The following is a 24,579-nucleotide window of genomic DNA, read 5'->3' as shown; positions in this document are numbered from 1 at the left end:
CGGAAACGGCGGCGGCGATGCGCGTTACCTGTCTAGGCAGCGGCAGTTCGGGCGGCGTCCCCCTGATCAACGGGGAGTGGGGGGCCTGCGACCCCTCGAACCCGAAGAACCGGCGTCGGCGGGCCTCGGTTCTGGTGGAGGAGGAGGGGCGGCGCCTGCTGATCGATACCTCACCGGACCTGCGCAACCAGATGCTGGACGCCGGCGTCGAGCGTTTGGACGCGGTTCTGATTACCCACGACCACGCCGATCACACCCACGGCCTGGATGACCTGCGCGCCTTTGCCTTCCGGCAGGGACCGATTCCCAGTTACATGGACGCCAAGACGGCTGAAAGCCTTCGTTCAAGGTTCGGTTACGCCTTCGCATCGAAGAACGGCGACCAGGGGCTCTACCGCGCCATGATCGACGACAGGGAAATAACCCTGGAGCCCTTCGAGGCCGCCGGTTTCACGGTCCGGCCGTTCCTGCAGGACCACGGATACGGCCAAACGACGCTCGGCTTCAGGATCGGCGACTTCGCTTATTCCACCGATGTCGTGGCGCTGGACGAGGCAGCGTTCTCACTGCTGGAAGGCACCAGGGTCTGGTTCGTAGACTGCCTTCAGGAAAAGCCGCATCCGACCCATTCGCACCGCGAACAGACCTTCGAATGGATCGAGCGGGTCAAGCCCGAGCAGGCCGTCTTGATGCACATGAACCACAGCATGGACTACGACGCGCTCAACGCCCGGTGTCCCGACGGCGTAGAGCCCGGATACGATGGACTGTCGATTGATCTTTAATGTTTGATTTAAAGAACTTACAGCGCAAACCTGATTCTCGGTCCTGTCTATCCGCGCCCAAGGGCTGGCGCAATGACAGCGACCGTACATCACCCGTATTTCCGCTGCCGCCAGAAGATCTTTGGGTGATTTGGACCCAAGTGACCGCCCATTCGAAGCGCATTGTCGAATCCAAGCTAGATCCAGAGACGATGCAGAGCTTTCACGTCCAGCTGACACCGACGCTGCGTTTTCCCGATGAGGTGCGGGCCGAGATTGTTGGCCTGCCGGACGGATCCAGTTCCATCGCCGTTTACAGCCAATCGCGCTATGGTCTCTATGACTTTGGAGTGAACCGGAAGCGGGTAGACCGATGGCTGGAACGGCTTGATCGCCGAGTGATGGCTTACCGTCGGTTCCAGAAACGACAGAAGCCGGCGTTGGAGGAAGCATGAGACGGCAAGTGTTTGATCTTCCTGACTATGTTCAATTTAGTCATAATATACATTATGCGCGTTATCGATTGGGACCAGAGGCACCGTTCAGCGCCACCACGGGCACCCTTCCCGCATCATCCACGGTAGCCCTATCGCCCATCGAGGCCCTCTCATGACCGAGGCCAAGAATGCGATTCACCCTGAGCTCGGCAGAACTGCTGCTGAGGAGATCGTACGGCTCCTCACCATCATGCGCCGCCTGCGCGATCCGGAAGACGGTTGCCCCTGGGATGTGAAGCAGGACTTCCGCACGATCGCCCCCTACACCATCGAAGAAGCCTATGAGGTCGCGGACGCCATCGAACGCGGTGACCTGGAGGATCTACGAGATGAACTGGGCGACTTGCTGCTCCAGGTGGTCTTTCACGCCCGCATGGCAGAGGAATCCGGTCACTTCGACTTCTCCGCGGTCACGCGCGCGATCAGCGACAAGATGGTCCGGCGGCATCCCCACGTCTTCGCGGAGGCCCAGGAACGCGACGCTGAGAGCCAAACCAAGGCCTGGGAGACCCAGAAGGCCGAGGAACGGGCCGCAAAGGCGAAGGCCGAAGGCCGCGCGCCCTCTGTCTTGGAAGGCATCAGCGCCGCCCTGCCCCCGACAACCCGGGCATTGAAGCTGCAGAAACGTGCGGCCAGGGTCGGCTTCGACTGGCCTGAGATCAGGCCTGTGCTGGAAAAGATCGAAGAGGAACTCGCCGAGATAAAGACCGAGATTGACAAAGACGCAGCCGTCGACCGCCTGGAGGATGAACTGGGCGACTTGCTGTTCGCCGTGACCAACCTCGCGCGGCACCTGAGGATCGATCCGGACTCCGCGCTTCGCCGCACGAACGCCAAGTTCGAAGCCCGCTTCCAGGCGATCGAAGCAGCCCTGGCCAAGCAAGGGCGCTCGATAGAGGACGCGGATCTCGACGAGATGGAAGAGCTATGGCAAGCCTCTAAAAGCAAATGATATCAGAGTGATGGAAAAGGAGTTTAAGATATGACAGACCCTAAATCCCTGACGGTGTTCATCACCGGTGCTACCTCCGGCTTCGGTGAAGCGACCGCGCGCCGCTTTATCGATGAAGGCGCCAAGGTGATCGGCACCGGCCGCCGGCAGGAGCGCTTGGACGCCATGGCCAAGGAACTGGGGGAGGCTTTCCATCCGCTCGCGCTCGACGTGCGCGACGAGTCGGCCGTGAACGAGGCGGTCGCCGCCCTGCCCTCCGACTTCGCTTCCGTCGACGTCCTGGTGAACAACGCAGGGCTGGCGCTGGGGCTGGAGCCTGCGCAGGCCGCCAAGATGTCCGACTGGGACACCATGATCGACACCAACTGCAAGGGCCTCGTCTACTGCACGCGCGCCCTGCTGCCGGGCATGGTCGAGCGCGACCTCGGCCACGTCATCAACCTGGGATCGGTCGCCGGCACCTACCCCTATCCCGGCGGCAACGTCTACGGGGCAACCAAGGCCTTCGTGCACCAGTTCTCCTTGAACCTTCGCGCCGACCTGATCGGCAAGAACGTCCGCGTGACCTCTGTTGAGCCCGGCCTGGCCGAGACCGAGTTCTCGCTGGTTCGTTTCAAAGGGGATTCGGACAAGGCCAAGCAGCCCTACGCCAACCTCCAGCCCATGACGGCTGAGGATATCGCCGAGGCGATCTACTGGGTGGCGACCCTGCCCCGGCACGTGAACATCAACGTTGTCGAGATGATGCCCACCATGCAGGCCTTCAATCCCTTCAACTTCGCCCGCAGCGAAGACTGATTGAGGCCTATCAGGCCGGGCGGTCGCGCTCCGCGTCCGCCCGCGCCTCCTCCTTGAGCCAGGAAATGACCGTCTTCAGCGGACCGCGCAGAGGCCCCGGGCGGCGCACCAGGTAGTAGCCGGTCTTCTCCCGCGCATCGTTCTCGAACAGGGACACGAGACGGCCCTGGCGGATATCCTCCTCGACGAACACGCTCGCGGTGCATGCAATGCCCTGCCCCTCCCGGACCGCCGGCAGCACGAGGTGCCCCGGCAGGTGCAGCATGCCCTGTTTGGAGCGGATGTCCTCAAGCCCGCGGCTGCGGAGCCATGTCCGCAGCTCATCCAGTCCCAGTTCATTGACCCAGGGATAGTCGCCCAGCTGCTCGGGCTTCGTGATCTTCCGGCCCTTCAACAGCGACTTGGCCGCCACGATACGGAACCGCGCGGGGATCAGGGGCTCGACTTCCAGCCCCTCCCAGTTCCCCGTGCCGTAGCGGACCGCGAGATCAAAGCCGTCGCGCTTCAGATCGACCACCGCTGAAGAGGGACTGAGCATCAGTTCGATCTCCGGGTGACGATCCCGGAACGCGCCGAGCCGGCCCATCATCCAACTGGCGGCGAAACTCGGCGTCATGGTGATCTTCACGCCCCGGGAGGCTTCGCGTTGGCTAAGCTCCGCCAAGCCCTCGGCCAAGGTCTCGAAGCCCACTGTCAGCCGGGCAGCGAGCAAGCGCCCCTCGTCACTCAGCGCCAGCCCCCTTCCCTCCCTGAAAAGCAACCCCGTCCCAAGCCATTCCTCCAGCCTGCGCACCTGCTGCGCCACGGCTGCGTGGGTGACGTTGAGCTCGCGCCCCGCCTCGCTGTAACTCCGATGACGCGCCGCGGCCTCGAAGGATCTGAGGCTTGATAGCGGCGGCATGCTTGCCCAATCCATATATAATCTCAGCTAACAGTTTAGAAATATTGCTGCCTGGCGTTTATGAGATGAAAGCGCCATTTTCCTCCTATCAGCAAAGCCTACAGGAGGTTCAAATGTTAGTCACGGTTCTTTCAGAAAGCTATCGCACGGCGACCCGCAGCGAGCAGCCGGGCGTCAGTCACCCGCCCTCGCCTCTGTCGAGCACGCCCCGCGCCGGCGGCTGGCGGCACCACAAGCGCCCCGGCCCTGTCGGGCGCGCAGCCGAAGCGTCGCTCGGCGTGGCGGTCCTCGCCCTCGCCATCCTCTCGCTTTGGGGATAAGGGCGTCTAGTCGAAGAGCGTGTGGCGCAGGGTTTCCCAGGTCTCCTCATCGGCGGCCATGAGGAGGCCCTGCGTCTTTCGCATGAGGGGGCTGTATCGCTCGCCTTCCAGCACCTTGGCGAGACCGCCGGCCTCGGCGTGCAGCAGGGCGCCGGGTGCATGGTCCCAGGGCATCAGCTTGGTGAAGAGGGAGAAATCCATTTCCCCCGCGGCGAGGCGCACATATTCCGCTCCGGCGCAGCCCAGGCTCTTCATCTGAGTGATCTTCGAGCGGTTGCGCTCCAGGCTCCGCGCCACATCAGGCTGTCCCCAAGTGCTGGCGTGCAGCGTACCCGCCATCTCGGAAATCTCAGCAGGCGGCTTGGCCACGGAGAGGCGCTGGTCGTCGCGCCAGGCCCCGCTCCCCAGTTCCGCCACGGCCATGCGGCCTTCCGGCAGTTCGTATATCCAGGAGGCCAGGGTCACGCCCTTCTGCACCAACGCCAGCATCACGGCGAAGACGGGACGCCCCTTCGCGAAGTTCCGGGTACCGTCGATGGGATCGACGATCCAGACCGGCGTGGGGTCGGCCAAGAGATCGAAAAGCGCAGGGTCGGCGGAGGTGGCCTCCTCCCCCACCACGCAGGAGCCGGGCAACAGGTCGGTCAGAACGCGGGTCAAGCGCAGCTCCGAGGCTTCGTCGGCAACGGTGACCGGGTCACCCTTTTCCTTCTCGCGCACCTCATGGGCGGCGAGTGACTGGTAGCGCGGCATGACCTCGATCTCGGCGGTTTCGCGGATCAGGTCGGAGACTCGTTGGATATCGATCTGCATGGCGCAGGGACTATTGCCCAGCCGGTTCGGGAGATAAAGGCCTTAATCCCCCTTTTGGCGCCGCAAAAGAAAACGGCCGGGAAGGCTTACCCTCCCGGCCGTATTTCTCAGAAGCCTAGGCTTTCTGGGGGCGGGCTTAGAAGCCCATGCCGCCCATGCCGCCCATGCCACCCATTCCGCCCATGTCGGGAGCGCCACCGGACTCCTTCTTCTCGGGCTTCTCGGAGATCATGGCTTCGGTGGTGATCAGCAGGCCCGCGATGGAAGCGGCGTCCTGCAGAGCCGTGCGCACGACCTTGGTCGGGTCGATGATGCCGGCCTTCACCAGATCGCAGTACTCGCCGGTCTGGGCGTTGAAGCCGAAGGTCTGGCTCTTCTGCTCCAGCAGCTTGCCGACAACGATCGAGCCTTCCGCCCCTGCGTTGATCACGATCTGACGGATCGGGGCCTGCAGGGCGCGGCGAACGATCTCGACGCCGACACGCTGGTCGCTGTTCTCGGTCTCGAGCTTGGCGAGGGCGAGAGAAGCGTAGAGCAGCGCGGTACCGCCGCCGGGGACGATGCCTTCCTGAACGGCCGCGCGGGTCGCGTTCATGGCGTCCTCGACGCGATCCTTACGCTCCTTCACCTCAACCTCGGTGGCGCCGCCGACACGGATGACCGCAACACCGCCAGCCAGCTTGGCCAGACGCTCCTGCAGCTTCTCACGGTCGTAGTCGGAGGAGGTATCTTCAGCCTGCGCGCGGATCTGGTTGCAGCGGGCCTCGATGTCCTTCTTGGTGCCGGCGCCGTCGACGATGGTGGTCTCTTCCTTGGTGATCGCCACCTTCTTGGCGCGGCCCAGCATGTCGAGCGTGACGCTCTCCAGCTTGATGCCCAGGTCTTCGCTGATGACCTGACCGTTGGTCAGGATGGCGATGTCCTCGAGCATGGCCTTGCGGCGGTCGCCGAAGCCGGGCGCCTTCACGGCGGCGACCTTCAGGCCGCCACGCAGCTTGTTCACCACGAGCGTGGCCAGAGCCTCGCCCTCGATGTCCTCGGCGATGATCAGCAGCGGCTTGTTGGACTGCACGACGGACTCGAGAACCGGCAGCAGGGGCTGCAGGCTGGAGAGCTTCTTCTCGTGCAGGAGGATGTAGGGATCCTCGAGATCGCAGGTCATCTTCTCGGCGTTGGTCGCGAAGTAGGGCGACAGGTAGCCGCGGTCGAACTGCATGCCTTCGACGACGTCCAGCTCGGTCTCGAGGGCCTTGGCCTCCTCAACCGTGATGACACCCTCGTTGCCGACCTTCTGCATCGCCTCGGCGATCATCTGGCCGATGGAGGTGTCGCCGTTGGCGGAAATGGTGCCGACCTGTGCGACCTCATCGGTGTTCTTGACCTTCTTGGACCGCTTGGAGAGGTCCTTCACGATGGCCTCGACGGCCTTGTCGACGCCGCGCTTCAGGTCCATCGGGTTCATGCCGGCGGCAACAGCCTTGGCGCCCTCACGGACGATGGACTGGGCCAGCACGGTCGCCGTGGTGGTGCCGTCGCCGGCGACGTCGTTGGTCTTGCTGGCGACTTCGCGCACCATCTGGGCGCCCATGTTCTCGAACTTATCGGAGAGTTCGATCTCCTTGGCGACGGAGACGCCGTCCTTCGTGGTGCGCGGAGCACCGAAGGACTTGTCGATCACCACGTTGCGGCCCTTGGGACCCAGCGTGACCTTGACGGCGTCCGCCAGGATATCGACACCGCGCAGCATGCGCTCGCGGGCGTCCTGGCCGAATTTAACTTCCTTGGCTGCCATTTTCAGAAACTCCTCTCGAGTTGCTTGGCTTGAAAGCGTGAATGGCTCGTGGTCGATCCGGCGGCGGGCTTAGCCCAGCACACCCAGGATGTCGGACTCGCGCATGATGAGGACGTCCTTGCCGTCCACCTTCACCTCGGTCCCGGACCATTTGCCGTAAAGAACGGTGTCGCCCTTCTTGACGTCCAGAGCGACCAGCTTGCCGGTCTCGTCGCGGCTGCCAGAGCCGACGGCGACGATCTTGCCCTGCATGGGCTTTTCCTTGGCGGTGTCGGGAATGATGATGCCGCCGGCGGTCTTCTCTTCGGCTTCGAGCGGCTCAACGACAACGCGATCATGAAGCGGCCGGAATTTCATGGCTCAGTTCTCCAGTCTTATTCGCGAATATGAAAGGTTTACCCCTTAACAGCCCCACTCCATGCGCGGCTGTTAGCACTCCCCTCTGGTGAGTGCTCACGGTATGTAGCGATGCCCTCGACGACTGTCAACGCATCAGAAGTCAGGGCGCAAAATAATTTTGGAAAGTCTCGTCAACACCGGACAGCTGTTAAGCGCCGGAGCCGAAGCGCTGTTCGAATCGCGCGATGTCATCGGGCTTGAGGCGAACCTTGAGATGCGCCGTGAGCGCCTCGTCCTCGCGCGTCACCACCTCGCCACGCCTGTAGAGCCAGGCGAGGGCCTCCCCATTGCTGAGATCGACGTCGAGCTGGACCACTTCGCTGTCCTTGGAAAGCTGGGCGTCGATGACCTGGAGCAGTTCTTCCGTCCCCTGCCCCGTCAAGGCCGAACAAGCAACGGAACGGGCATCGCGGTCCGCCTGGTTCTGCAGGAAGTTGGCGTCATTCTGGGGCAGCAGGTCCACTTTGTTCAGGACCTCCACCACGCCCTCTTCCAGACGCGGTTCCAGCCCCAGATCCTTAAGGACCCGGATCACTTCGCGCTTCTGCAGCTCGCTGTCCGGATCGGCGACATCGCGCACATGCAGCACCAGATCGGCCTCGATCACCTCCTCCAGCGTGGCGCGGAACGCGGCCACCAGGTCGGTGGGCAGGTCGGATATGAAGCCCACGGTGTCGGACAGGATGATGTTTCGTCCCGAGGGCAGCCTGAGCTGGCGCAAGGTCGGGTCCAGCGTGGCGAAAAGAAGGTCCTTGGCGAAAACCTCCGACGTCGTCAGCCGGTTGAACAGGGTCGATTTGCCCGCGTTGGTGTAGCCCACCAGCGCCACCACGGGGTAGGGCACGCGCTTGCGCGCCTTTCGATGCAAGGACCGGGTCCGTGTGACCTGCGCCAACTGGCGCTTCAGCTTGGTGATGCGCTCGGTGATCAAGCGGCGGTCGATTTCGAGCTGGCTTTCACCCGGACCCCCGACGAAGCCGAGACCGCCGCGCTGGCGCTCCAAGTGAGTCCAGGAGCGCACGAGGCGCGAGCGCGCATAACTCAAGGCCGCCAGTTCCACCTGAAGCTGGCCTTCTTTCGTCCGCGCCCGTTCGCCGAAGATCTCCAGGATCAGGCCCGTGCGGTCGATGGCCTTGCAGTTCCAGGCGCGCTCCAGGTTGCGCTGCTGAACCGGGGTCAACTGGCCGTCGACGAAGACCACCTCGACCCCCTCCGCCTCGATGATCCCGCCCAGCCGCTCCACGGCGCCACCGCCGAGCAGGGTCGCCGGCACCGGGCGGTTCAGCGCAAACCATTCGCTGTGGACGATATCCAGATCGATCGCATGGGCCAGACCGACCGCCTCTTCAAGGCGCCGGTCCGGATCGCGCGCGTCCTGCGCCGGACCTTTGAGGGCCGGGTAAACGACGAGAGCCCGGCTCCTGGCGCTTACGCGGGAACCGGGCCCCCCACCCGAAGGTGCAGATTGCGCTTTATCGGACAGGTTTACTCCTCCTCCCCGTCCTTGCCGCCCTCGAACAGCTGGATCGGTGTCGAGGGCATGACGGTGGAGATCGCATGCTTATAGACCAACTGCGAATGCGCATCGCGCCGCAGCAGGACTGAAAAGTTGTCAAACCAGGTAACGATGCCCTGAAGCTTCACGCCGTTCACGAGGAAGATGGTCACGGGAACTTTGTTTTTCCGGATGTTGTTGAGAAAGACATCCTGCACGTTTTGGGATTTCTCAGCGGCCATGATCTTCCGCCCCTCCTTCTTATTAAATCGAGGTGTAAGGGGTCTTTTACTTTACGCATTCCCCTGTTCAATAGGCCACGCTCCCCCTCTCCCTTGAGAATTCACGCGTCCAAGTAGGCGAGTCGTAGCACGACCCTCATGGATTTAGGAAGCCGTGAGCGTCAATTACAGCCCCCAAACCGGCTAAATCGCGCAAATTCAGCGAAACATCGGCGTTCATCTCTGCGGCTACACTCTCCGGGCCGAGGAAAACTGCCGTACAACCGGCATTGTTGGCGCAGATCATGTCGATATCGGTATCGCCGATGAACCATACGTCGGGACCCGGCGCTATCCCGCTTCCCTCCAGCGCCATGATGACCGGCGCGACATCGGGCTTGTCGGCTGGCGCATCGGTGGCGCCGATCAAGCGATGGAAGTAGCCGTCCCAACCAAGGCGCGCGGCTTCGTCACGAAGGATGACCCCCTGTTTATTGGAGACGACACTCAAAGGCCCCCGGCCACGCGCGGACCAGAGCGACAAAAGGCTCTCGGCGTTGCTGAGCGGCGTCAGCTCCTGCGCCGACCAGTGGCGGTAGCGCTCCGAATAGAGCCGGATAGCCTCGTTGGCCCTGTCCCCGAACAGCGTTGGAAAGGTCTCCCGCGCGGACTGGCGCACACGCTGGCGCGTCTCCTCCAGGGACCAGGCAGGCAAGTCATAGTGCGTGAAGGTGTCCTCCAAGGCCTTATGGATCAGGCTCCAGGTGTCGATCAGGGTGTTGTCCCAATCGAAGATCAAAGCGCGCGGTGGTGTGAGGGATTTTGAGGAGGTCATATTTATTAGAAAAATTCGAGCCTTACAGAGAAAAGCTTTTCTACTTTCTTAACCGCATTCGCGCGCGCGAAGAGCACCACCCTGTCCTTTGCCCGCACCACCGTGTCCCCGCGCGGGATGATCACCTCCCGCTCCCGCACGATGGCGCCGAAAAGCACCCCATCAGGCAACTTTGCGTCGCGCAGCGGCTGGCCGACGAGGCCCGAGGTCTCCAAGGCTTCCGCCTCGATCACCTCTCCGAAGCCATCGGCCAGACTGTGGACCGAGCGGATCTTGCCGCGACGGACGTACTGGAGGATGGTCGAAACCGTGATGGCCCGCGGGCTGACAACCGCGTCGATGCCGAGCGAGCCCACCAGGGGCCCGTAAGAGGTCTTGTTGACCAACGTGACCGCGCGTTCGCAGCCCTGCTGCTTGGCCAGAAGAGAACAAAGAATATTGACCTCGTCGTCGTTGGAGACCGCGATCATGGTCTCGGCCGTGCGGACGTTCGCTTCCTCCAGGATGTCGGTATCCAGCGCATCGCCATGGATGACGACGGTCTTCACAAGCTCCTGGGCAACGGCCTCCGCGCGCTTCTTGTCCACCTCGATCAGTTTCAGGTTCACATGCGGGTGCTTCTCCTCCACGGTCTTGGCGAGGTTCAGCCCAATATTGCCGCCGCCCACGACGATCACCCGGCGCGCCGCCTGCCCTTCATGCCCGAAGGAGGCCATGGCGCGCAGCAGATGGCGGCTATCCGCGATGAAATAGACATCGTCGCCCACCTGCAGCTCATCCTCGGGCGAGGGAACGAAGCCCTTCCCGTCCCTCTGGATTCCGACGATGACGATGTGCAGGTCGGGGAAGAGATCGGTCAACTGACGCAACGGCGTGCTGAGGATCGGCGTCTCCGTCGTGCAGCGCACGCCGATGAGCGTCACGCGGCCATCGGCCAGCGCAATGGTGTCAAAGGCCCCTGGGACCTGTAGGCGGCGTTCGATCGCCTTGGCCACCTCCAGCTCCGGGGAAATGATGTGATCGATCGGCATGTGGTCGCTGGAGAAGAGATCGGACCACAGCGGGTCGAGGTAGCTCTGGTTTCTCACCCGAGCGATCTTGGTCGGCACGCCGAAGATGGAATGGCTGATCTGGCAGGCCACCATGTTCACTTCGTCGGCATAGGTGACGGCGATCACCATGTCCGCATCCCGCGCGCCCGCCTTTTCCAGCACCTCGGGATAGGAAGCAAAGCCCACCAGGCCCTTTACGTCGAGGCTGTCGCTGATCTTCTGCACCAGCTCCGGATTGCGGTCGACGACCGTGATGTCGGCTCCCTCTCCGGAGAGATAACGGGCGATGTTGAATCCAACCTGGCCCGCCCCGCAGATGATGACCTTCATGCTGACCTGTCCTTTTTGGCGCGCGCCTTAGTGGCGATCCGCCGAGGAAGTGATGCCAAGACTGCGAAGCTTCCGGTGCAAGGCGGAGCGCTCCATACCCACGAAGGTCGCCGTGCGCGAAATGTTTCCGCCAAAGCGTATCACCTGCGCTTCCAGGTACTGCCGTTCGAACATCTCCCGGGCCTCGCGCAGAGGCAGCGCCATCAAGGCGGCGGCCCCCTCGCTCTTGAGGATCTCCGGTGTGTCCGACCCGATCTCGGCGGGAAGCATCTCAGCGGAGATCGCCTGGTTGCCGCCACCGCCGACGATCAACATCCATTCGACCACGTTGCGCAGTTGGCGGACATTGCCCGGCCAATCGTAGGACTGCAAAGCCGCCAGGGCGTCCTCCGAGAAATGCCGTTCTCCAACGCCCGCCGCTTCGGCGGCCTTGGACATGAAGTGCTGGGCCAGGAAGGGGATATCCTCGCGGCGGGCCCGCAGCGCCGGCACTTCGAGCGGCACGACGTTGAGGCGATAGAAAAGGTCCTCTCGAAACCGCCCCTCGCTGATCAGCTGGGAAAGGTCCCGGTTGGTGGCGGCGATGATCCTGACATCGACCTCCACGCGCTGATCCCCGCCCAGGCGCTGGAAGGTCTGGTCCTGCAGCACCCGGACGATCTTGCCCTGGGTTTCCAGCGGCATGTCCGCCACCTCGTCGAGCAACAGGGTGCCGCCATGGGCGCGTTCCAGCGTTCCAACCCGTGTAACGCCTTCTGCGTCCCCATCCCCCTCCACGCCGAAAAGCTCCTGCTCCAGGCGTTCGGGATGCATGGAGGCGCAGTTGATGACGATGAAGGGCTGATCCGCGCGCTTCGATTGGGCGTGAAGGCAACGGGCCACCACTTCCTTGCCCGCCCCCGCCGGACCGGTCACCAACACGCGGCTGCCCGTCGGCGCCACCTTGCCGATGGTCTGACGCAGCGTCTGGATCGCCGACGCCTTGCCGATCAGCTCTTCTTCCGGCCCCGCCCTGAGGCGAAGCTCAGCATTCTCGCGGCGCAGCCTCGCCGCCTCCAGCGCCCGGTTGATCACCAACAGCATGCGGTCGCTGTCGAAGGGCTTTTCGATGAAGTCATAAGCGCCGACCTTGATCGCCTTGACCGCCGTTTCGATGTTGCCGTGGCCGCTGATCATGACCACCGGCAGGTCGGCGTCGATCTTGCCGATCCGCTCCAGTATCTCCAGCCCGTCCAGTTCGGAGTTCTGGAGCCAGATGTCTAGGATCACGAGGCCGGGACGCCGTGCCTGTATCTCCTGAAGCGCCATATGGCTGTCACCGGCTTCGCGAGTCGTGAAGCCCTCGTCCTGAAGCAAGCCCGAGATCAGCATGCGGATGTCTGCTTCGTCGTCGACTATGAGGATTTCGGTGGCCATGCCTTGGTGGTCTCTTATCCAGGTCTTGTTGTGCTGCTGTCGTGGGGCGGAAGAGAACGCTCCGTCAAACGGCGCGGAAGAGCAAGCGAACGATCGCGCCGCCTTCGGGATTGTCCTCCAGACTGATGGTCCCCTTATGATCTTCCATGATTTTCTTCACTATCGCCAGACCGAGCCCAGTGCCTTTCTCCCGCGTGGTGACATAAGGCTCGGTCAGCCGGTGTTTTTCATGCTGCGGCAAGCCCTTGCCGTTATCGGTGACGATGACCTCGATCTGCTCCTCTCCCACTTTGAGGGCAATGCCGATTCGCCCTGGGGCCGGGTCCTCCTCTTCGCGTCCCTTGATCGCATCTGCGGCGTTCTGCAGGACGTTGGACAGCACGCGGCCCACCTGTTTGCGGTCGCAAACCAGATTCACCGGCTCGGCGGGCACGTCCTTCTCGAACTCAATGCCCGGGTTGGCTTCCCTCTCCAGGAACAGCGCCTCTTCGATGAGGGCGGTCAGGTCTTCGCTCGCAAAAACCGGTTGGGGCATCCGGGCGAAGTTTGAGAACTCGCTGACCATCTCGCCGATCTCCGCGACATGGCGTCGGATGGTGTCGATGCAAACCTCAAACGTCTGAGGATCGCTCTCTATCTCCTTGAGATAGCGCCTTTTAAGCCGCTCAGCCGCCAGTTGGATCGGAGTCAGCGGATTCTTGATCTCATGGGCGATGCGCCGGGCGACGTCGGCCCAGGCGGCCTTGCGCTGCGCGGAGACCAGCTGGGTGATGTCGTCGAAGGTGATGACATAGCCCAGTAGCGCGCCCTCTTCCGGCTGCATCTCGGCCATGGCGCGGACCAGAAGGATGCGAGGCTCGCCGAGGGCGCCGGTAATCTGCATCTCGTCTTCCGCCGGACGCCGCGGGCGAAGCCGCGCCTCCTGCAGCAGCCCCGATATCGGCGGCAGGACCTCGTCCAGCCGCTGGCCCTGAAGCTGGTCCGGCTCCGACTTCAGAAGCTCACAGGCAAAGCGGTTGGTAATGGTGATCGCGCCGGTCTTGTCGAGGCCGATGACGCCGGCGGTGGCGCCCGCCAGCACGGCCTCGATGAAGCCGCGGCGTCTATCCAATTCGACGTTGGCGGACAAGAGAGCCTTCTGCTGGCTCTCCAGCTGCCCCGTCATGCGGTTGAAAGCCCTCGAGAGAGTGTCGAGTTCATCGCCCGATTGATCGCCTTCACGCACCCTGGCGCTGAGGTCGCCGCCGCGCACCATCTGCGTCGCCACGATGAGATTGCGGACCGGGACGCTGAGCCGGTTCGCAAAGGCCAGCCCCACCCAGATCGAACACATCAAAAGCAACGTCGCGATTAAGAGAAACACCAGAGCGAAGGTGATCTGGACCTCTGTTCTCTCACCCTCCAGTTCCGTGTAGAGCTGATAGGCCCCTCTCGTCTGATCGATGTGCCCAATGACCCTGGGGTCGATCAAACGGCCAATCACCAGATAAGCATCGGAGAAGGAGTTCAGGCGGGTCACCGCCCGCACCCGTCCCTCGCTCTCACTGGGATAGACCATGAGCTCGCCGCTGCTCGCGCGCTCCATGACGCTGGCGGGAATGTTGGGCTGCAAGGCCAGCCCCGGCCCGAAGATCATCTCCACGCGGCCGTAGACGTTGCCGTTGCTGTCGATCACGGCCGCATCGCTCAAGCTGCGGACCGCGGACTGCTGTCCGAGGAACCCCTGAAGGCGTTGCGGGCTGTAGACCAGGGTGGCGCCGCCTCGGTTCACGTCCTGCGACATGGCGCTGGCGTCGGCGGCAATGGTCTGGCTGTGTTCCTCCAGATAGGCTTCGGCCACCTGGAGCGAGTTGCGGATCGCGGAGGACACCTGATCGGAGAACCAAGCGCGAAGCCCGTATTCGAAGACCACCGCCGAGAAGATTGCGACCACGACGGTGGGCAGTGCCGCCACCAGCCCAAAGAGCCCTACCATCCGCGCATGCAGACGCGCGCCTGCGAGCCCGCGCCGCCGCTCGATCCACACCACGGCGAGCCGCCGCCCGATCAACACGATCAGGCTCAAGAGCAGGACCATGTCCGCCAGCAGCAAGGCCGTGATCCCGCGGTCGTCGAACTCGACCGGCGCGTTCCCCGTCGTGGCGAGGAATGTCAGAACACCGCCGCCGACCGAGGCGGCCAGCAACACCACGACCAGCTTGCGCTCAAGCCTGTTGCGGCGCGCCCAGGCGGCGAAGCGCTGAAACACCCCTGGACTTGTTGCCGGAATACTTTCGGTCGTGGACATCGCCACCTACTTGCGGCGCCGCGCGCCGCTGCTGCCTGTGCTGCCTCGCCCAAGGTTGGACTTGTAGCGCTTGCCGCCCGACTTTACGCCGCGTGCGAACTGAATGTCCAAATCGCGGATCTTCTTGCGCAGGGTGTTCCTGTTGAGGCCTAGGAGCTGAGCGGCGCGGATCTGGTTGCCCTTGGTCGCGCCCAGACAGATCTCGATCAAGGGACGCTCGATTTCGTGCAGCACCCGGTCATAGAGACCCGAGGCCGGCAGACCGCCTTCATGCGCCTGGAAGTAGATCTTCAGATGACGCTCAACGGCCTGGGACAGGGATTCATCCTGGGGAACGCTGGGCTCCGAGCCTTGGGACTGCTCGTTGAGCTCCTGCTCCATGATCTCCCTGTCGATCACGTCCTGACTGTAGAGCGCGCCCAGACGCCGAATCACGTTCTCGAGCTCCCGGACGTTGCCCGGCCAGGAGTAGTTCTTGATGTAGGCGATGGCGTCCGCGTCCAAGGACTTCGCGGGCAGGCCCTCGCGCTGCCCAAGGGCGAAGAAGTGCCGCGCCAGCTCGGGAATGTCTTCGGTGCGCTCGCGCAGGGGCGGAATCCGGATCGGCACCACGTTCAGGCGGTAGAAAAGGTCTTCGCGGAACTGGCCGGCCTTCACCATCTGCCTCAGGTCGCGGTGGGTGGCGGCGATGATCCGCACGTCCGCCTTGATCGCCTGGCGCCCGCCGACCGTGGTGTATTCACCCTCCTGCAGGACACGCAGCAGCCGGGTCTGGGCCTCCAAGGGCATGTCGCCGATCTCGTCCAGGAAGAGCGTTCCGCCGCGGGCCTGCTCGAAGCGGCCCGCCGAGCGCTGCAAGGCGCCCGTGAAGGCCCCCTTCTCATGCCCGAAGAGTTCGCTTTCGATCAACTCACGCGGGATGGCCGCCATGTTGAGGGCGACGAAGGGCCCCTCCTTGCGCTTGCCGTAGTCGTGGAGCGCACGGGCGACCAACTCCTTCCCGGTGCCGGATTCGCCGAAGATCACGACGGTCAGGTCGGTGCCCATGAGCCGGGCCAGCACCCGGTAGATCTCCTGCATGGCGGGCGAGCGCCCGATCAGCGGCAGCTTCTCCCCGTCGCCCTGGGGCAGTTCGGCGGACTCGGGGTTCTTGGTCTCCTCTCCCTCGTCTCCGGACTCCAGCGCCCGTTGGACCGTTTCCACGAGCTTGGTCAGATCGAAGGGTTTCGCCAGGTACTCGAACGCCCCGCGCTCCGTCGCCTTGACCGCCGTCAGCAGCGTGTTCTGGGCGCTCATGACGATGACCTTGAGGCCCGGCCGTTCTTCGCGAATGCGCGGGATGATGTCCAGACCGTTCGCGTCGGGCATGACCACGTCGGTTATGACGAGATCGCCGTCCCCCCTGTCCACCCACTGCCATAGGGTCTTGCCGCTGCCCGTGGTGCGCACGTCGTGTCCGGCGCGGGTCAGCGCCTGGGTCAGAACCGTGCGGATGGCACGGTCGTCATCTGCGATCAGGATACTTGCCGCTGTCACGGGGGTTGGACTCCTCAGGGCTCGATCTTGCGCAGCCGGGCCACCGGCAGCATCAGACGGAAGATGGTCTTTCCCGGTTCGCTATCGAACTCTATCACGCCGCCATGGGCGTCGACGATCTTGGCGACCAGAGCCAGGCCGAGCCCCTTGCCGCTGGCCTTGGTGGTGACGAAGGGGTCGAAGAGATGCGCCTGGATGTCTTCGGGAATGCCGGGGCCGTTGTCCTGCACGCTCACCATCAAGGGCAGGTCGACGCGCGCGCCGCCGCCCCGCACCGCCAGCCGGATACCCTGAAGGAAGCGCGTCGTCAGGATGACTTCCCCCTGCTCCTCCGGCACGGCCTCACAGGCGTTCTTGATCAGGTTGAGCAGCGCCTGGATCAGAAGGTCCCGGTTGCCCAGCACCGGGGGCAACGAGGGGTCGTAGCTTTCGAGAAAGCGGACCTTCCGGGCAAACCCGCTGTGGGAGACCTTGCGGGTGTGCTCGAGCACTTCGTGAATGTTGACCGCCCCGCGCTCGATCGGGCGGTCGTCGGCGAAGCTCTCCATGCGATCGACGAGGGAGACGATGCGGTCGGCCTCTTCGCAGATCAGCGTGGTCAACTCGCGCTCGGACTCGCGCTCCAGGCCCGCCTCCAGTAGCTGCGCTGCCCCTCTGATCCCCGAGAGCGGGTTCTTGATCTCATGCGCCAGCATGGAGCCCATCGCAGTTACGGAACGCGCCGCGTTCCTGTGGCTGAGCTGGTGGTCGATCTTGCGGGCGATGGAGCGCTCCTGAATGGAGATCACGACCTCTCCATCGGTCTCTGGAATGTAGGAGACGTCGATTGAGATGAAGTGGGAACCGATGCGCGGCGTCTCGACGCTGACACCGTACTCCGACACGCTCGACTGGGACGCCCGCGCCTGGGCGATGAGCGTGAAGATGGTGCTGTCCGGCGGCAGGATCTTATCCAGCGGGCGCCCCACCAGTGTCGGGCTGCTGGAGGCGAAGAACTGCTCGCTCGCGAGATTGACGTAGGAGATGACGTTCTGCTCGTCGAGGACGAAGACCGGCTCCGGGAGGGCATTGAGAATCCCGCCCATGTCAGCGCCGCTGCGGCCGCTGAAGGGTTTTAGAAGGTTGCCGGATAGTTTCGCCATGGGCCCTTTACTTCCGCGCCGCGGGCCAGCCTTCTAGGCAAAGCCTCAATTGTGCTGAAAAACTAAGCAGTTGTAGCCCAGAGTTAGCGCCGTTCAAAGCCCTTCGTGCCCCTCTCAGCCAAGCAGCACGTCAGTGACGAACTTGACGCCTGGGAAGGCGAGCGTGAGCAGGAGGTAGCAGCCCAGTACGAGCTGTGCCGCGCGGCGGCCGCGCAGACCGGTACTCTGATGCATCCAAAGCAGGACCGCGATGGTCACCAGGGCGGCGAGGGAAAAGACCGTCTTGTGGTCGAAGGGCAGCCAGCCCGCCCCGATGGTGAGTTGCAGCACGCTGCCCGAGACCACGCCCAGTCCCAGCACCACCCCGGCGGCCATCAGGAGGTTCAGGAGCAAGCGCTCGCCATCCGCCACGGAGGGAAGACTGCGCGAGAGATCCGTCGGCTGCTTCCGCTTCAAGGCGCGCTGCTGAATCTGGGCGCCCAGGGCCGCAACCGCGGCGAGGGTCGTGAGCGCATAGGTCGCAAGCGCGAACACGATGTGGAGCACCAGCCACGGGTCGCCCTCGCTCTTCAGGTTCTCCGTGTGGCTGGCGCCGCCCCAGATGGTGGCGAGCAGGCCGAGCAGAAACAGGTAGCTGAAGAAGATCGGCCCGAGGCGGCGGACCACCGGCGACAGCATGCCCGCCAGCAGATAGGCCGCGATGCTGGCTGCGATCGAGAACCAAAGCGTGGCGCTGAAACCGCCGACCCAACCGCTGCCGGTCAGAAAGGGCATGAGGACGGCGACCATCGCCCCGGCGAAGGCGATCAGAATGAGCGGCGCGTGGGAGCGGTCCATGCCGTGCTTGACCGAGCGCAAGGACATCACCGTGATCGGAGTTAAAGCCCCCAGGGCCGCGATACTGAATAGAAGCGGATGAACCATGGCTTCCTTATAATGCCAGCTTGGCTCTTATGACAGAGCGCACTAGGCTCGGGCGCCTAAAAGATTTCACGAGGCAGACTTTGAAAAGCGCGGCTTTGAGATGACGGGTGGCACCTATGTCCTGATCGTGGCGGCCGGGCGTGGAGAGCGGCTCGGTGCAGCGCTTCCCAAGCAATATGTGGCGCTCGGCGGGCGCCCGCTGCTTGCCTGGTCGCTTGAGGCCTTCTTGAAGCACCCTGGCATCGCGAACGTGCGCTGCGTCATCGGGGAAGGCGATGCTGACCTCTATGAGCAGGCAGCGGCGGGCTATTCGCTCCTCTCCCCGGTCACCGGCGGCGCGACGCGGCAGGACTCCGTACGGCTCGGTCTGGAGAGCCTCGAGGACCTGGCGCCCGAGCGGATCCTCATCCATGACGCCGCCCGCCCCTTTCCAAGCGCCAAGATGATCGGCGCCGTGTTGACCGCGCTGGACAGCCACGAGGGCGCCCTGCCCGCCCTCCCGGTGACGGACAGCTTGCGCCGCGATGAAGCGGGCCTCTGCGGGGAAACCGTGGAGCGGGACAATGTGGTGCGCGCTCAGACCCCGCAGGGTTTCCGCTACTCCGAGATCCTCGCCGCACATCGCGCCCACCGGTCCGAGAGCCACAGCGACGACGCCTCCCTGGCGCGCGGGGCCGGAATGAAGGTCGCGATCACGCCGGGATCCGAGGCGGCCTTCAAGGTGACCACAGCAGACGACTTGGAAAGGGCCGAGGCCATGCTCGCCAAGAACCGTGAGACCCGCATCGGCCAGGGCTATGACGTGCATCGCCTGATACCGGGCGAGCGCATCCTGCTCTGCGGCGTCCCCATCGAGCATGATCGTCAGCTGGAAGGGCACTCAGACGCCGACGTGGGACTTCACGCTCTGGTCGATGCGGTTCTGGGGGCCCTTGGCAAGGGCGACATCGGGCAGCACTTTCCCCCGAGCGATCCGCAGTGGAAGGGGGCGGACTCAGCCCGCTTCGTGGAGGCTGCGCGGCGGGAGATCGCTGCTGCGGGCGCAACCATCCTGAACCTCGACGTCACGCTGATCTGCGAGCGCCCCAGGATCGGCCCACACCGGGAGACCATGCGCCGGAGAATCGCCGAACTGCTGGCCGTGGACGCCGGGCGTATCAACGTGAAGGCGACCACGACTGAGAGGCTAGGCTTCACGGGCCGGGAAGAAGGGATCGCCGCGCAGGTGGTCGTCGCCCTCTCCCTGCCGGTGCCGGATAGTCAGGGTCACTCATGACCAGCGGCAAGAAACTTCCCTTCTTCCACCCCGTCAGCCTCTTGGCGACCTGGTTCGGCAGCGGGCTCATGCCTTTTGCTCCCGGCACCTGGGGCTCGTTCGCCGCCCTGCCCTTCGCCGCGCTCATCGCATGGCAACTGGGGCCGGTCGCCCTGCTCGTCGCTTCCCTCCTCGCCTACCTGATCGGCATCTGGGCTTCGGACCGTTATGCCCGGTCGCTGGAGCTGAAGGATCCCGGCGCGGTGGTGATCGACGAGGTGGCGGGACAGTGGCTGACGCTTGTCCCGGTCTGCCTGGACCCGCTGGGCTTTCTGGCCGGGTTCTTCTTCTTCAGGCTTTTCGACGTGCTGAAGACCTGGCCCGCCAACGTCCTGGAGCGCCGCCTGCCCGGCGGCCTGGGCATCATGAGCGACGACATGGTCGCCGGTCTCTATGGCGCCATCGCAACTGCTCTCCTCATGACATTGTTCGGTAGAGATATATGTTTTCCAATACTTTAAAAGACGATGCTCAAGCGCTGTTGGTGGCTGCCGAGAAGGCAGGCCTGACCATCGCAGCCGCCGAAAGCTGCACGGGCGGGCTGGTGACCGGGCTGCTCACCGCCCTGCCCGGCTCTTCGGCGGTGGTCGAGCGGGGGTTCGTCACCTACTCCAACGAAGCCAAGACCCAGATGCTGGGCGTGCCGGCCGAGACGATCGCCGCCGTGGGCGCCGTCAGCGAAGAGGTCTGCGCCGCCATGCTTACCGGTGTGCTGGCCAACAGCCCCGCCGATCTGGCCGTCGCGATCACCGGCGTCGCCGGGCCGGGCGGCGGCTCGGCGGAGAAACCGGTCGGGCTCGTCTATGTCGGGGTGGCCAGTCGCAGCGGCGCGCTCGACGTGACCCGGAACCTTTTCGACGGCGACCGCGAGGCGGTGCGGGTCGCCTCGATCGCCAGGGCCATCGCGCTGCTGCGCGCTCTCATCCCCGCGTGACCGGTTCGTAGAGATCGTCAGCCCGGCTTTCGAAGGCGCGCACCATGCGGCGGACCGCCTCATCGAACAGAGGCTGGATGACCCTCTGGAGCAACCGCGAGCGGAACTCGAAATCGACGTAGAAGTCGATCAGGCAACCCTCGTCGTGCTCTAGGAAGACCCAGTGGTTGTCGAGGTACTTGAAGGGGCCGTCCACGTAAGCGACGTGAATGCGCCGGTCGTCCGGGTTGAGCGTGACCTTGCTGGTGAAGCGTTCCCGGAACATCTTGAAGCCGATGATGAGGTCGGCCACCAGCAGCCGCTCCTCGCGCCGCTTGATGCGGCTTCCCAGGCACCAGGGCAGGAACTCCGGATAGCGCTCCACATCCGCGACCAGCTCATAGAGCTGTGCCGGCCGGTAGGGCAGCACACGCTTTTCGGCGTGCGTGGGCATCGTTCCTGCGGACCCCGCTCTTACTCGGCGGCGGGTGAGGAAGCGCCGGCCAGTCTTGCTTCGCGCGCGCGCCGCATCTGCTCGAAGTCCTCGTCCGCGTGGTAGGAGGAGCGGGTCAGTGGCGAGGCGGAGACCATCAGGAAGCCCTTGTTGTAGGCTTGACGCTCGTAGGCCTTGAACTCGTCCGGCGTCACGAAGCGGTCGACGGCGATGTGCTTGGGCGTCGGCTGGAGGTACTGGCCGATGGTCAGGAAGTCGACCTCGGCCGAGCGCAGGTCGTCCATGACCTGAAGCACTTCGTCCTTGCTCTCTCCGAGTCCCACCATGATCCCGGATTTGGTGAAGATGGTCGGGTCGATCTCCTTCACCTCGTCGAGCAGGCGCAGGGAATGGAAGTAGCGGGCTCCCGGACGCACCGGGCCGTAGAGCCGCGGCACGGTCTCCAGATTGTGGTTGAAGACGTCGGGCTTGGCGGCCACCACGATTTCGAGCGCGCCGTCTTTGCGCAGGAAGTCGGGCGTCAGGATCTCGATGGTCGTCTCCGGCGAGGCCTCGCGGATCGCCCGTATCGTCTGGGCGAAGTGTTCTGCGCCGCCATCGTCCAGGTCGTCGCGGTCGACGGAGGTGATCACGACATGCTTCAGCCCCAGCTTGTTCACCGCCTGGGCGACGTTGGTCGGCTCGAAGGGATCGAGCGCCCCCGGCTTGCCGGTCGAAACATTGCAGAAGGAACAGGCGCGCGTGCAGATCTCTCCCATGATCATCATGGTGGCGTGCCGCTTGGCCCAGCATTCCCCGATGTTCGGGCAGGCCGCTTCCTCACAAACCGTGTGCAGCTTGTGATCGCGCACGATCTGTCGGGTCTCGTGATACTCCCGGCTGACCGGCGCCTTCACGCGGATCCACTCCGGTTTCTTGCGCTGCACCGCGTTGTCGGGCTTGTGCGCTTTCTCCGGGTGGCGGACCCGCGGCTTGTCGGCTTCGACCGTCATGAGATAAAGGGCCTTGCTGCTCTGGACGAAAAGGCTATGGCCTACATGTGGATGACGCGGCCATAGGCGTCAAGGACGCTCTCGTGCATCATCTCCGACAGGGTCGGGTGCGGGAAGACCGTGTGCATCAGGTCTTCCTCGGTGGTTTCCAGGTTCATGGCCACCACGTATCCCTGGATCAGCTCGGTCACCTCGGCGCCGACCATGTGCGCGCCCAGCAGCTCGCCCGTCTTCTCGTCGAACACCGTCTTGACCATGCCCTGGTCCTCGCCGAGCGCAATGGCCTTGCCGTTGCCCACGAAGGAGAAGCGGCCGACCTTCACCTTGTGGCCCTTGTCCTTTGCCTTCGCCTCGGTCAGGCCGACGCTGGCGATCTGCGGATGGCAGTAGGTGCAGCCGGGGATCTTCGACTTGTCGAAGGCGTGCACGTCCAGGCCGGCGATCTTCTCGATGCAGACGACGCCTTCGTGCTCGGCCTTGTGCGCCAGCATCGGCGGCCCGGCCACGTCGCCGATGGCGTAGATCCCCTCGACGTTGGTGCGCCCGAATCCATCGATCTGGATGGTGCCGCGCTCGACCTTGACGCCCAGGTCTTCCAGGCCCAGGCCCTCTACGTTGCCGACCACGCCGGCAGCGGAGATGACCTTCTCGACCGTGATCTCCTGCGTCTTGCCCTTGGAGTCCTCGACCGCGCAGGTCACGGAGTCCTTGGCCTTCTTGACGCCGGTGACCTTGGCCCCGGTTATGATCTTGATGCCCTGCTTTTCGAACTGCTTGCGGGCGAAGGCGGCGATCTCCGCGTCCTCCACAGGCAGGATCTGTTCGACCAGTTCGACCACCGTCACCTCCGCTCCCATGGTGCGGTAGAAGGAGGCGAACTCGATCCCGATCGCGCCCGAGCCGATGACCAGCAGCGACTTGGGCATGCTCTCGGGCACCATGGCCTCGAAGTAGGTCCAGATCTGCTTCTTGTCGGGCTCGATGCCGGGCAGCGTGCGGGGTCTGGCGCCGGTCGCCACGATGATGTGCTTGGCCGTGTGGTCCCCCAGGGACTTCCCGTCCTTGGTGACGGAGACCTTGCCCTTGCCGGCCAGCTTCGCCTCGCCGTCCACCACGGTCACCTTGTTCTTCTTCAACAGGTGGCCGACACCGCCATTGAGGCGTTTGGAGACGCCGCGCGAGCGCTTGACCACTTCGCCGACGTCGAAGCCCACCTTCTCGGCGGAAAGACCGTAGTCCTTGGCGTGGACCATGTTGTGGTAAACCTCGGCGCTGCGCAGCAGGGCCTTGGTCGGGATGCAGCCCCAGTTGAGGCAGATGCCGCCCAGGTGCTGCTTTTCGATGACGCAGACCTTCATGCCGAGCTGCGCCCCGCGAATGGCGGTGACGTAGCCGCCCGGCCCGCCGCCGATGATGATGACGTCGAAATTGGTGTCAGCCATTCCCCATCTCCCTTAGAGCAGCATCGACAGCGGATCTTCGATCAGCACCTTGAAGGCGGCGAGATACTGCGCGCCCACGGCGCCGTCCACGACGCGGTGGTCGACCGAGAGCGTGCAGCTCATGACCGTCGCGGTCGCGAGCGCGCCGTCCTTGACCACAGGGCGCTGCTCGCCCGCTCCGACCGCGAGGATGCAGCCCTGCGGCGGGTTGATCACGGCCTCGAAGTGCTTGATCCCGAACATGCCGAGGTTGGAGACCGAGAAGGTTCCGCCCTGGTATTCCTCGGGCTTCAGCTTGTTGTCGCGCGCCCGGGTGGCGAGATCCTTCATCTCGTTGGAGATCTGCGCCAGGCCCTTGCCCTCCGCGGCCTTGATGATCGGCGTGATCAGACCGGCCGGGGTCGCAACGGCGACCGAGATGTCCGCGTGCTTGTAGAACAGCAGGCCGCTCTCGTCGTAGGAGGCGTTGGCCGCCGGGACCTTCTTCAGCGCCAGCGCCGAGGCGCGGATGATGAAGTCGTTCACCGACAGCTTGTACTCGTCGGACCGGGCGTTCAGGTCCTTGCGGACCTTCAGCAGCGCATCCAATTCGCAGTCCACCGTCAGGTAGAAGTGCGGCACTGTCTGCTTTGATTCGGTCAGGCGCTTGGCGATGACCTTGCGCATGGAAGAGAGCGGCTCCTGCTCGTATTCCATGCCCAGCATGTCCGCCATCTGCTTCGCGCCCGGTCCCGCTGCGGCGGGCGCGGCGGCGGCCTGAGGCGCAGCGGCGGCCGCTTCGGGCTTGGCGGCTGCCGGACTGGCTGCGGCCTTGCCGGTGCCGGCCTTCATGGCGGCCTCGACATCGGCCTTCACCACGCGCCCGTGCGGGCCGCTGCCCTTGATGGCGGAGAGGTCCAGGCCCTCCTGCTTGGCGATGCGCTTGGCCAAGGGGCTGGCGAAGATCCGGTCGCCGCCGGACTTGGCGGGGGACGCGCTACCGCCGGATG

General features: G+C 64.2%; 25 protein-coding genes. 8 read left to right on the top strand and 17 right to left on the bottom strand.

Annotation, left to right across the window (positions count from 1 at the left end; translation table 11 throughout):
- The first annotated feature begins 17 nt into the window (after positions 1–17).
- The 4 genes from P8X75_09350 to P8X75_09335 all read left to right on the top strand — a co-directional run bounded on the left by P8X75_09350 (position 18) and on the right by P8X75_09335 (position 3,011).
- On the top strand, positions 18–785 hold the full coding sequence (locus P8X75_09350; GenBank protein MEJ1995402.1) for an MBL fold metallo-hydrolase: 768 nt from the start codon (positions 18–20) through the stop codon (positions 783–785).
- Entirely contained in the window at positions 785–1,219 is a 435-nt protein-coding gene (locus P8X75_09345) for a DUF1499 domain-containing protein (protein MEJ1995401.1), read from the top strand. The genes P8X75_09350 and P8X75_09345 overlap by 1 nt, the downstream gene beginning before the upstream one ends.
- Before the next feature lie 154 nt (positions 1,220–1,373).
- The gene (gene mazG, locus P8X75_09340) at positions 1,374–2,213 is read left to right on the top strand and encodes a nucleoside triphosphate pyrophosphohydrolase (GenBank protein ID MEJ1995400.1); all 840 of its coding nucleotides are present in this window, start codon (positions 1,374–1,376) and stop codon (positions 2,211–2,213) included.
- Between the two features lie 30 nt (positions 2,214–2,243).
- Positions 2,244–3,011: an SDR family oxidoreductase gene (locus P8X75_09335; protein ID MEJ1995399.1), complete on the top strand. Its 768-nt coding sequence runs from the start codon at positions 2,244–2,246 to the stop codon at positions 3,009–3,011.
- 10 nt (positions 3,012–3,021) lie between these two features.
- Here the strand turns inward: P8X75_09335 and P8X75_09330 are convergent, their stop codons facing one another.
- Complete coding sequence (locus P8X75_09330) at positions 3,022–3,927, bottom strand: LysR substrate-binding domain-containing protein (GenBank protein ID MEJ1995398.1); 906 nt, start codon at positions 3,925–3,927, stop codon at positions 3,022–3,024.
- A 98-nt stretch (positions 3,928–4,025) separates the two neighbouring features.
- Here P8X75_09330 and P8X75_09325 point away from each other — a divergent pair, with 98 nt between their 5' ends.
- Entirely contained in the window at positions 4,026–4,232 is a 207-nt protein-coding gene (locus P8X75_09325; GenBank protein MEJ1995397.1) for a hypothetical protein, read from the top strand.
- Positions 4,233–4,238: 6 nt separating this feature from the next.
- Here P8X75_09325 and P8X75_09320 read toward each other — a convergent pair whose 3' ends face one another.
- From P8X75_09320 to ccsA, 12 genes are all read right to left on the bottom strand, one after another.
- On the bottom strand, positions 4,239–5,045 hold the full coding sequence (locus tag P8X75_09320; GenBank protein MEJ1995396.1) for an inositol monophosphatase: 807 nt from the start codon (positions 5,043–5,045) through the stop codon (positions 4,239–4,241).
- A gap of 136 nt (positions 5,046–5,181) precedes the next feature.
- Complete coding sequence (groL, locus tag P8X75_09315) at positions 5,182–6,837, bottom strand: chaperonin GroEL (protein MEJ1995395.1); 1,656 nt, start codon at positions 6,835–6,837, stop codon at positions 5,182–5,184.
- Between the two features lie 69 nt (positions 6,838–6,906).
- Positions 6,907–7,194: a co-chaperone GroES gene (groES, locus tag P8X75_09310; protein ID MEJ1995394.1), complete on the bottom strand. Its 288-nt coding sequence runs from the start codon at positions 7,192–7,194 to the stop codon at positions 6,907–6,909.
- A gap of 190 nt (positions 7,195–7,384) precedes the next feature.
- Positions 7,385–8,719, bottom strand: coding sequence for a GTPase HflX (gene hflX / locus P8X75_09305; GenBank protein MEJ1995393.1), 1,335 nt, complete (start codon positions 8,717–8,719; stop codon positions 7,385–7,387).
- 2 nt (positions 8,720–8,721) lie between these two features.
- Positions 8,722–8,973 (bottom strand): RNA chaperone Hfq, encoded by a 252-nt coding sequence (gene hfq / locus P8X75_09300; GenBank protein MEJ1995392.1) that lies wholly within the window; start codon positions 8,971–8,973, stop codon positions 8,722–8,724.
- Between the two features lie 136 nt (positions 8,974–9,109).
- Complete coding sequence (locus P8X75_09295) at positions 9,110–9,787, bottom strand: HAD family hydrolase (GenBank protein MEJ1995391.1); 678 nt, start codon at positions 9,785–9,787, stop codon at positions 9,110–9,112.
- A gap of 5 nt (positions 9,788–9,792) precedes the next feature.
- Positions 9,793–11,169, bottom strand: a complete 1,377-nt coding sequence (gene trkA / locus P8X75_09290; GenBank protein MEJ1995390.1) for a Trk system potassium transporter TrkA — start codon at positions 11,167–11,169, stop codon at positions 9,793–9,795.
- Positions 11,170–11,196: 27 nt separating this feature from the next.
- Positions 11,197–12,585, bottom strand: coding sequence for a sigma-54 dependent transcriptional regulator (locus P8X75_09285; GenBank protein ID MEJ1995389.1), 1,389 nt, complete (start codon positions 12,583–12,585; stop codon positions 11,197–11,199).
- A gap of 64 nt (positions 12,586–12,649) precedes the next feature.
- Positions 12,650–14,872: a PAS domain-containing sensor histidine kinase gene (locus tag P8X75_09280; GenBank protein ID MEJ1995388.1), complete on the bottom strand. Its 2,223-nt coding sequence runs from the start codon at positions 14,870–14,872 to the stop codon at positions 12,650–12,652.
- A 6-nt stretch (positions 14,873–14,878) separates the two neighbouring features.
- Positions 14,879–16,408 (bottom strand): nitrogen regulation protein NR(I), encoded by a 1,530-nt coding sequence (gene ntrC / locus P8X75_09275; protein ID MEJ1995387.1) that lies wholly within the window; start codon positions 16,406–16,408, stop codon positions 14,879–14,881.
- A gap of 14 nt (positions 16,409–16,422) precedes the next feature.
- The gene (locus P8X75_09270) at positions 16,423–17,550 is read right to left on the bottom strand and encodes an ATP-binding protein (GenBank protein MEJ1995386.1); all 1,128 of its coding nucleotides are present in this window, start codon (positions 17,548–17,550) and stop codon (positions 16,423–16,425) included.
- Between the two features lie 114 nt (positions 17,551–17,664).
- On the bottom strand, positions 17,665–18,474 hold the full coding sequence (gene ccsA / locus P8X75_09265) for a cytochrome c biogenesis protein CcsA (GenBank protein MEJ1995385.1): 810 nt from the start codon (positions 18,472–18,474) through the stop codon (positions 17,665–17,667).
- 100 nt (positions 18,475–18,574) lie between these two features.
- On the opposite strand from ccsA, the gene P8X75_09260 reads away from it, so the two are divergent.
- Genes P8X75_09260 through P8X75_09250 form a run of 3 tightly spaced genes read left to right on the top strand, consistent with a single transcriptional unit; the run spans position 18,575 to position 20,723 of the window.
- Positions 18,575–19,750 carry a bifunctional 2-C-methyl-D-erythritol 4-phosphate cytidylyltransferase/2-C-methyl-D-erythritol 2,4-cyclodiphosphate synthase gene (locus P8X75_09260; protein MEJ1995384.1) on the top strand — a complete coding sequence of 392 codons (1,176 nt, stop codon included), beginning with the start codon at positions 18,575–18,577 and terminating at the stop codon, positions 19,748–19,750.
- Positions 19,747–20,250: a phosphatidylglycerophosphatase A gene (locus P8X75_09255; protein ID MEJ1995383.1), complete on the top strand. Its 504-nt coding sequence runs from the start codon at positions 19,747–19,749 to the stop codon at positions 20,248–20,250. Before P8X75_09260 ends, P8X75_09255 begins: the two co-directional genes overlap by 4 nt.
- On the top strand, positions 20,232–20,723 hold the full coding sequence (locus P8X75_09250; GenBank protein ID MEJ1995382.1) for a CinA family protein: 492 nt from the start codon (positions 20,232–20,234) through the stop codon (positions 20,721–20,723). The genes P8X75_09255 and P8X75_09250 overlap by 19 nt, the downstream gene beginning before the upstream one ends.
- Here the strand turns inward: P8X75_09250 and P8X75_09245 are convergent.
- The 4 genes from P8X75_09245 to P8X75_09230 form a co-directional block, all read right to left on the bottom strand.
- On the bottom strand, positions 20,710–21,156 hold the full coding sequence (locus P8X75_09245; protein MEJ1995381.1) for a type II toxin-antitoxin system RatA family toxin: 447 nt from the start codon (positions 21,154–21,156) through the stop codon (positions 20,710–20,712). The two genes, P8X75_09250 and P8X75_09245, sit on opposite strands and share 14 nt — an antisense overlap.
- 20 nt (positions 21,157–21,176) lie before the next feature.
- Positions 21,177–22,148 carry a lipoyl synthase gene (gene lipA / locus P8X75_09240; GenBank protein ID MEJ1995380.1) on the bottom strand — a complete coding sequence of 324 codons (972 nt, stop codon included), beginning with the start codon at positions 22,146–22,148 and terminating at the stop codon, positions 21,177–21,179.
- A gap of 41 nt (positions 22,149–22,189) precedes the next feature.
- Entirely contained in the window at positions 22,190–23,590 is a 1,401-nt protein-coding gene (gene lpdA / locus P8X75_09235) for a dihydrolipoyl dehydrogenase (protein ID MEJ1995379.1), read from the bottom strand.
- 12 nt (positions 23,591–23,602) lie between these two features.
- Positions 23,603–24,579: 2-oxo acid dehydrogenase subunit E2 (locus P8X75_09230; GenBank protein ID MEJ1995378.1), on the bottom strand; the 977-nt coding region annotated here is incomplete at its 5' end.

Source organism: Limibacillus sp., assembly GCA_037379885.1.
GTDB lineage: Bacteria > Pseudomonadota > Alphaproteobacteria > Kiloniellales > CECT-8803 > JARRJC01.
The sequence above is the reverse complement of the archived record's forward strand: the minus strand, read 5'-3'. Positions and strand labels throughout refer to the sequence as shown.